Annotated in this window: 5 protein-coding genes; 1 reads left to right on the top strand and 4 read right to left on the bottom strand. The window is 65.7% G+C overall.

From position 1 onward, the window contains the following. Positions 1–268 precede the first annotated feature (268 nt). On the top strand, positions 269–472 hold the full coding sequence (locus IE88_RS18295; RefSeq protein ID WP_156032648.1) for a hypothetical protein: 204 nt from the start codon (positions 269–271) through the stop codon (positions 470–472). On the opposite strand, the gene IE88_RS0115430 is transcribed toward IE88_RS18295, so the two are convergent. The 4 genes from IE88_RS0115430 to IE88_RS0115415 all read right to left on the bottom strand — a co-directional run bounded on the left by IE88_RS0115430 (position 456) and on the right by IE88_RS0115415 (position 6,340). Beyond that, a complete protein-coding gene (locus IE88_RS0115430; RefSeq protein ID WP_031556250.1) occupies positions 456–1,820 on the bottom strand; it encodes a M24 family metallopeptidase in 1,365 nt (454 codons plus the stop codon). The genes IE88_RS18295 and IE88_RS0115430 overlap by 17 nt on opposite strands. 19 nt (positions 1,821–1,839) lie before the next feature. Then, on the bottom strand, positions 1,840–3,126 hold the full coding sequence (locus tag IE88_RS0115425; RefSeq protein ID WP_051882368.1) for a M24 family metallopeptidase: 1,287 nt from the start codon (positions 3,124–3,126) through the stop codon (positions 1,840–1,842). Beyond that, entirely contained in the window at positions 3,123–4,535 is a 1,413-nt protein-coding gene (locus tag IE88_RS0115420) for a M20/M25/M40 family metallo-hydrolase (protein ID WP_036767501.1), read from the bottom strand. Before IE88_RS0115420 ends, IE88_RS0115425 begins: the two co-directional genes overlap by 4 nt. Positions 4,536–4,606: 71 nt before the next feature. Further along, positions 4,607–6,340: an alpha/beta hydrolase gene (locus IE88_RS0115415; RefSeq protein ID WP_202900526.1), complete on the bottom strand. Its 1,734-nt coding sequence runs from the start codon at positions 6,338–6,340 to the stop codon at positions 4,607–4,609. Between the last annotated feature and the right edge of the window lie 18 nt (positions 6,341–6,358).

The raw sequence follows: 6,358 nt of genomic DNA, 5'->3' as shown, positions 1-6,358 counted from the left end.
ACTCCCGATAGGCACGAGGTCCCGCGCAGCGGTCGACCTAGGTCGCGGCTTGCGACCGGCTTTTCCCAGGTGAAGCCGGACGGTGGGAGCGCTTCCAGCGGTGTCCAATGGTCCTCATGCACAGGCTGATCGGCTGAAAGACCTGGCCTCGATCTCCGCCGTCGCAAGTTCCCGCATGGGGCGCTGACGCCTCCAGGCCCCCGACGCCAGCGTCTCACCATCCTTCGAACCCACGCCGACCCTGCGCATCGCGACGACGGCGAGGGCGATGCAGCCCTTCCTGCTCGTCGCCGCGAACTCCTGTGAGAAGATCAAGTGGCGCAGCCAGGGCGAGAAGGCCGGGCTCTCTCCTCAAAGGGCTGTGCGCCGCCAGACCGTCGTTCCGCGCCATCCCGACCATTCCCGGGTAGCTGCGCTGCCGGCAATGAACCGGCAACGCAGCCTGCTCGAACTCGTCAGTCCGCGTCGATGAGGTGGAATTGCGTCTGGCGGCCGTCGAGATAGGTGACGGTATCCCCGTCGAAATAGGCGTCTTCCTCGGTCTTGAAGTCGACACGCTGCCCACCCCATTCCGGAACGGCGTGGGTTGCCTTGAGCTCGATCGACCATGCCGTGTTGGGCATGACGGGATAGGCGCCCCGGGGATCTGCGTCCTGATTGTCCCAGAACCCGATCGACGTCCCGGCGCCATGGCCGTGGAACCCGATCGGGTGGGAATAGATCGAGGGGTCAAGATCCGCCGAGAGCGCTTTCTGCCGCGCGGCCGCGAGCACCTCATTGCCCGATAGGCCCACCTCGAAAGAGCTGGTCAGATCATCCTGCACGGCATTCGCGGCGCGCAATCCCGCCTGCAAGCCTTCGGGCGCCTCCGTCTCGCCTTCCTTGAGCACGTAGCCGAGGTGCTGGGTGTCTGTGTTCAGCCCCAGATAGACGATGCCGAAATCCGTCCACAGCATGTCGCCGCGCCCGATCACGGCGTCGCCGCGCAGGTCGCCCTCGACGCCCTCGCGATAGATGGCGACGGAAGGATGGAACCAGGGAACGAGGCCCATATCGGCGATCTTCTGGCGGAACCACCACACGACATCGTCGACGGTCGTCTCGCCGGGCTCGATCACCTCGGCGGAAAAGCCCTGGCCGATGATGTTGTGAGCAGTACGGACGATGTCGTCATACCGGTCGATCTCGGCAGGGATGCGGGTTTCGAGCCAGCCGATCGCGAGGGGATAGCCCTCTACCACCCGGTCTCGATACTCGTCGGGCAGGGCGTCGACGAGGTCCGTATACTGGGAATAGGTCATCCCGTCCCCGAAGGCGGAAAGCGAGGAGGTGTTCAGCGCGATCTTATCCGGGTCGCGTTCGGCGACGATCTCGGCCAGGCGCTCCCACTGGTCCGCGCCCTCTTCGGGATTCCAGGCGGACTTGAAGAAGTCGCCGAGGTCGTAGCGGCTGACCGTCAGGCGCTCGACGCCTTCCTCCTCGCCCTGATCGTGGAAGACGAGGATCGTGCGGCGACGCGCGCGCAGGCTCGTCGCGTTCAGCATGGTCGAGACGACAGGGTCCTCCATGTATTCCCGCGCCACCAGGATCCACATGTCGATGCCGTTCCTGCGCATCAGCTCGGGGACGACGGTGTCGAGCCGCTCGCCCAGCCATTCGTCCTCGATCCGCGCCTGCTCGCGAGGGGAGAGGACCTCCGGCGCAGGCGGTGACATGGACGCTTCGCCCTGTGCGGGTTCGTACCCGGACTGCGCTGCGGCGAGAGCGGGGGCAGCGGCGATGCCGCAGAGGAGGGCGCTGATAAGGGCTGTCTTCGTCATTGTGAGTTCCGTCTTGTCGTCAGGCAAAAGGTCGGTCGAGAGAGCGGGGCGGCTCCGAGAAATAGCGCGGCCCGTCCTCGGTCATGTAGAAGCAGTCCTCGATCCGTACGCCGAAGGAACCCGGGATATAGATGCCCGGCTCGTTCGAGAAGCACATGCCGGCTGCGAGCGGCGTCGTCTCGCCGTGGACGAGGTTGATCGGCTCGTGGACATCCATGCCGATGCCGTGGCCGGTTCTGTGCGGCAGGCCGGGCGTCGCGTAGCCTGGCCCGTAGCCGAGCTCTTCGTAATAGGCCCTGACAGCATCATCGACTTCACCGGCGGGGCGGCCGACCGCGGCCGTCTCCATGGCGATGTCCTGCCCGCGGCGGACCTCCGCGAAGACCCGCTTCTGGTTCTTCGAGGGCTCGCCGAAGACGAAGGTGCGCGAAATGTCCGAGCGATATCCGCCTGCGCCGCAACCGCAATCCATGAGGATGGTCGACCCGGGCGCGATGACCTGCCGCTCCTTCGAGCCGTGGGGCAGGGCGGTTCCCTCATTGACCTGGACGCCGCCGGACGGGTTCTTCCCGCCGAGCGCGATCATGTTCGCCTGCATGATCGCGAAGACGTCCCGGCCTTCCATGCCGGCTTCGACCTTGCCTGCGACCTGCCGATAGGCGGCGACGGTGATGTCGGAGGCGCGCTGCATCAGCGCGCGCTCGGCCGGGCTCTTGATCATCCGGCAGGCGTTCACGATCGGCGCGCCCGTCACGATGCTGAGCCTTGGCATCGCGTCCTGAACGCCCGCGATCGCGAAATAGCGCGTGGTCTCCTCGATCGCGAGCGGCTGCCCGGTGAGCTTCCGCTCCGTCATCCAGTCGCGGATCAGCCTGTAGGGCGACTGGTGCTCGTTCCAGATCCGCACATCCGCATCGACCGCCAGCATCTCGCGGATCGAAGGCTCCTCGAATTCGGGCGTGACGACGAGGATCTGCCCCTCGCGCGGGATAAGGACAGCCGTGAGCCGCTCGCTGCGCCACCAGTCGATGCCGGTGAAATAGTCGAGCGACGAGCCCGCCTCGACGAGGAGGGCGCCATGGCCGCCCTCCGCGAGAAGGCGCTGCGCCTTGGCGACGCGGGCCTCGCGTTCCTGCGCGGTGATCGGTTCGGCCTCGGCGATCCGAGCCTGGACCGCCGTTCCGGCACTGGCGAAAGAGGGCCGAATGCCCATCGCGCCGCCCAGTCCGAAGGCTGCCGACAGGCCGAGGAACGAGCGACGGTCGGCCCGAACGCCCGATGGCGTGTTGATACGAGAGCGTGTCATCCTGCGAGGTCCTTCAGCAGCGTCTCCCAATATTCGATCTGCCGGTAATAGGTGTCGAGAGGCACCCGCTCGTCGATTCCGTGCGCTCGGTGGTCGTCGGGGCCGAGGGCGATGGCACCGGCGCCATAGGTCGGGATGCCCTGGCTGCGATATTCCCGCCCGTCCGTTCCGCCGGACGACATGCTCGGATTGACGGTCGCATCGGGATAAAGCGAGCGCGCCGCCGCCGTCAGCGAGGCGAAGAGCGGCTCGTTGATCGGCGAGACCGGGCTCTGCGTGCGCGCGCCGAGGGGCTTCATCTCGATCGCGTCATTGGCGACCGTCTCTCTCAGCTTCGCCTCGACCTCGGCCGGATCGGTGCCCGGCATGATGCGGCAGTTGACGGTGACGCTCGCACGTTGGGGGAGGGCGTTCTCGACGCTGCCGCCCGACAGCATGGTGGGCACGCAGGTCGTGGAGAGGAAGTGCGCCCTGAGGCCGCTCTCCTCGATCACCTTGCGGGCGCGTTCGTTGGACGGATCTTTCAGAAGCGTCCTGAGCGCGCGGGCCTCTTTCGGCTCGGCGCTCTCCGCCATCCGCTCGGCCATGCCGCGCGTGATCTCGTTGAACTCGACGGGGAATTTCAGCGTCTCGAGGCGCCTCAGCGCTTCGGCGAGATCGTAGATCGCGTTGTCCGGACGCGGGGCGGAGCTGTGCCCGCCTTTGTTCTTCGCTGTCAGGACATAGGTCGCATAGGTCTTCTCGGCGGACTGGATTGAGAAGGTCGCGGGCTTGTCCTCGCTGGCGGCCGAGCCGGACCCGGCATCGGAGTTCAGCGCATATTCCGCATCGCGGACCCAAGGGTGGCCGGTCAGCATCATGGTCGTGTTCATGCCCGTCTCCTCGTCGCCCGAGAAGGCGAGGACGAGGTCGCGGCTGGGCGTCCAGCCCGATTCCTTCAGGCGGGCGAAACTGGAGACGAGCGCCCCGATGCCGGCCTTGTTGTCGACCGCGCCGCGGCCATAGAGATAGCCGTCCTGCACCACGGGCTCGAAGGGCGTCGTCGACCATGTCTCGGCGGAGGCATCGACGACGTCCATATGGGCGAGGAAGGCGATCGGCGGCGCGGTCGGCTCGCCCTCGGCCGCATATCGCGCGACGAAGGCGGTCACGGTCTCGCCGTCGATTTCCATCGTGGGGAGGTCGATCGCATCCTCGGGGAAGCCTGCCTCGACGAGGCGCGCTTTGAGCGCTTCGGCCATGGCACCCGTCTGGCCCTGACCCTTGACCGTGCGGGTGGAAACGATGGTTTCCAACAGGTCGAGTGCTTCTGCCTTCTCGGCCTCGCTCGGCGCCGGGGCGGCGTGAGCGCTTGCCGCGGAAAGCGCGAGGAAGGCGGCCCCGGCAAGGCCCCTGTAAGTATTCGGCATGGGAGCGTGCTCCTTGAAAGAATTCGCGGGCAGGCGAGCGATCCGCTCAGCCTGCCCGCTTCGGGAGAGGATTAGTAGCGCCAGCTTTCGAGGTCGGCGCCTTCGGGCGCGTGCATCTCGATCAGCTCCAGGATGCGCGGCACATACATCGTGTTGTAGCGCAGGCGAGAGACGGCGTTCGGCTCGTCCGGGTCGCCGTTCCAGCAGTGCTCGTCCCGGTCGCCATAGGTCACCTCCCCGCCGTAATGCGGATTTTCCGTACCCTTCAGGAAGTCCTCCATCAGGTAGACGGCATTGTTGAGGTAGTAGTTGTCCATGTCGCCGGTATAGATGTGGATCTTGTTCTCCAGGTCCTCGCCGATCTCGGACCAGTCCCGCTCGAGAATGTAGCGGAGGTCGTAATTCTCTTTCCAGTACTGGGCGACTTCCGGGTCGATCTCGCCGGTGCGCTTGTCCCAGATCCTCTCGGGATAGCCATCCTCGCCCATGGGCGAATAGACCGCTTCCCAGACATCCCATTGCTGGCCTGAGCGCGTATTGGTCCCCAGGACCAGCTCGTAGCGGTTCTCCATCTCCATCGTGCGGGAGATGTGGCCGAGATAGTTGCGGTGGGCCGGCCGCTCGATGCGGGTGAAGGGCCCCTCGCGGTAATAGGCGTTCTCGTCCTCGTAGAGATTGACCGTCATCATCTGTCGGAAGTCGATCGGGTCGGGGCAGGCCGCGAAGGCGCCGTTATACTCGGTCGGGTACTTCACCTGCGCGGCGAGAGCCTCCCAGCCGCCGGTTGAACCGCCATAGAGGAAGCGGGCCCACGGCTCGCCGATGCCGCGGAACTTCTCTTCGAGCGCCGGCACGAACTCATAGGTGAGCGCGTCCCCGTAAGGACCGATATTGGCCGAGTTCACGGCATAGCTGTCGTCGTAATAGGGGTTCGAGTGGTCGATCTCGACGATCAGCATGCGGGGGAAGTCGTCCGAGGTCCACGTCTTGTAGAAGTCATAGGCTTCCTGTTGCTGGATGCGGTTGTAGCAGGGCTCGTCGAAACGCTCGCTGTACTCGCATTCGAGGTCCGGATCGGGCGGCGTCGTGCGGAAGCCGCCGAAATCCTCGGGGAAGTGCCCGTGGAAGATGGCGAGCGGGTAGTTCGCGTCCGGGTTCTCGTCGAAGCCCTTCGGCACGAGAACATGGCCGTTGATGAAGACGTCGCGGCCCCAGAACTCCGACAGGATGTCGCTGCGCACCTTGATGCGGCGAATCCATTCGGTGTCTTCCTTTTCGGGAATCGGCGGCAGGACCTCCGTCAGCGCGATCTCGATCTCGCCGCTCCGGTCGGGATCGAACCGCACCGTCTTCGGCTCGCTGATGACGTTGCCGGGCTCCTTGCGCCAGTTCTGCCCGGCCCCGCGGGCAGCGGGAAGCTTCACCGTATGCCCCGTCGAGAGGTTGAAGGTGTCGTATTTATGAAGGACGGCCTGAACGGTGTACTCGCCCGCCGGCACCTGATCGAGGCTCTCGGCGGGGAAGCCGAGGACGCCGGGATCGACGGTGACCGATTCGCCGGGGTTCAGGCCGTCGATCCCGATGCCGAAGATCTGGGGGGCGTCATAGGCCTGATCGACCTGGAACCTCGGCTCCTCGCTGCCGTCGGGTGACAGGATGAGGATGATTCGCCCGTCATAGGCTTCCGATCCGATGCCTTCGTCCAGCCGCACCTGAAACGTCTCGGCGGATGCCGCGCCCGGCAGGCTCATGAAAGCGCCGCCAAGCGCCAGTGCGGCCCGCAGGGAGAGGGAATGTCTTGTCATCTTTGTCGCTCGCCATAG

Source organism: Parvularcula oceani (assembly GCF_000733125.1).
GTDB lineage: Bacteria > Pseudomonadota > Alphaproteobacteria > Caulobacterales > Parvularculaceae > Parvularcula > Parvularcula oceani.
Note: the sequence above shows the minus strand (reverse complement) of the source record. Positions and strands in the feature narration are given on the sequence as shown.

Bases quoted from the DNA above. Each gene is read 5' to 3' on its own strand.
- IE88_RS0115420 (WP_036767501.1), bottom strand. From the start codon at position 4,535: ATGCCGAATACTTACAGGGGCCTTGCCGGGGCCGCCTTCCTCGCGCTT.
- IE88_RS18295 (WP_156032648.1), top strand. From the start codon at position 269: ATGCAGCCCTTCCTGCTCGTCGCCGCGAACTCCTGTGAGAAGATCAAG.
- IE88_RS0115425 (WP_051882368.1), bottom strand. From the start codon at position 3,126: ATGACACGCTCTCGTATCAACACGCCATCGGGCGTTCGGGCCGACCGT.
- IE88_RS0115415 (WP_202900526.1), bottom strand. From the start codon at position 6,340: ATGACAAGACATTCCCTCTCCCTGCGGGCCGCACTGGCGCTTGGCGGC.
- IE88_RS0115430 (WP_031556250.1), bottom strand. From the start codon at position 1,820: ATGACGAAGACAGCCCTTATCAGCGCCCTCCTCTGCGGCATCGCCGCT.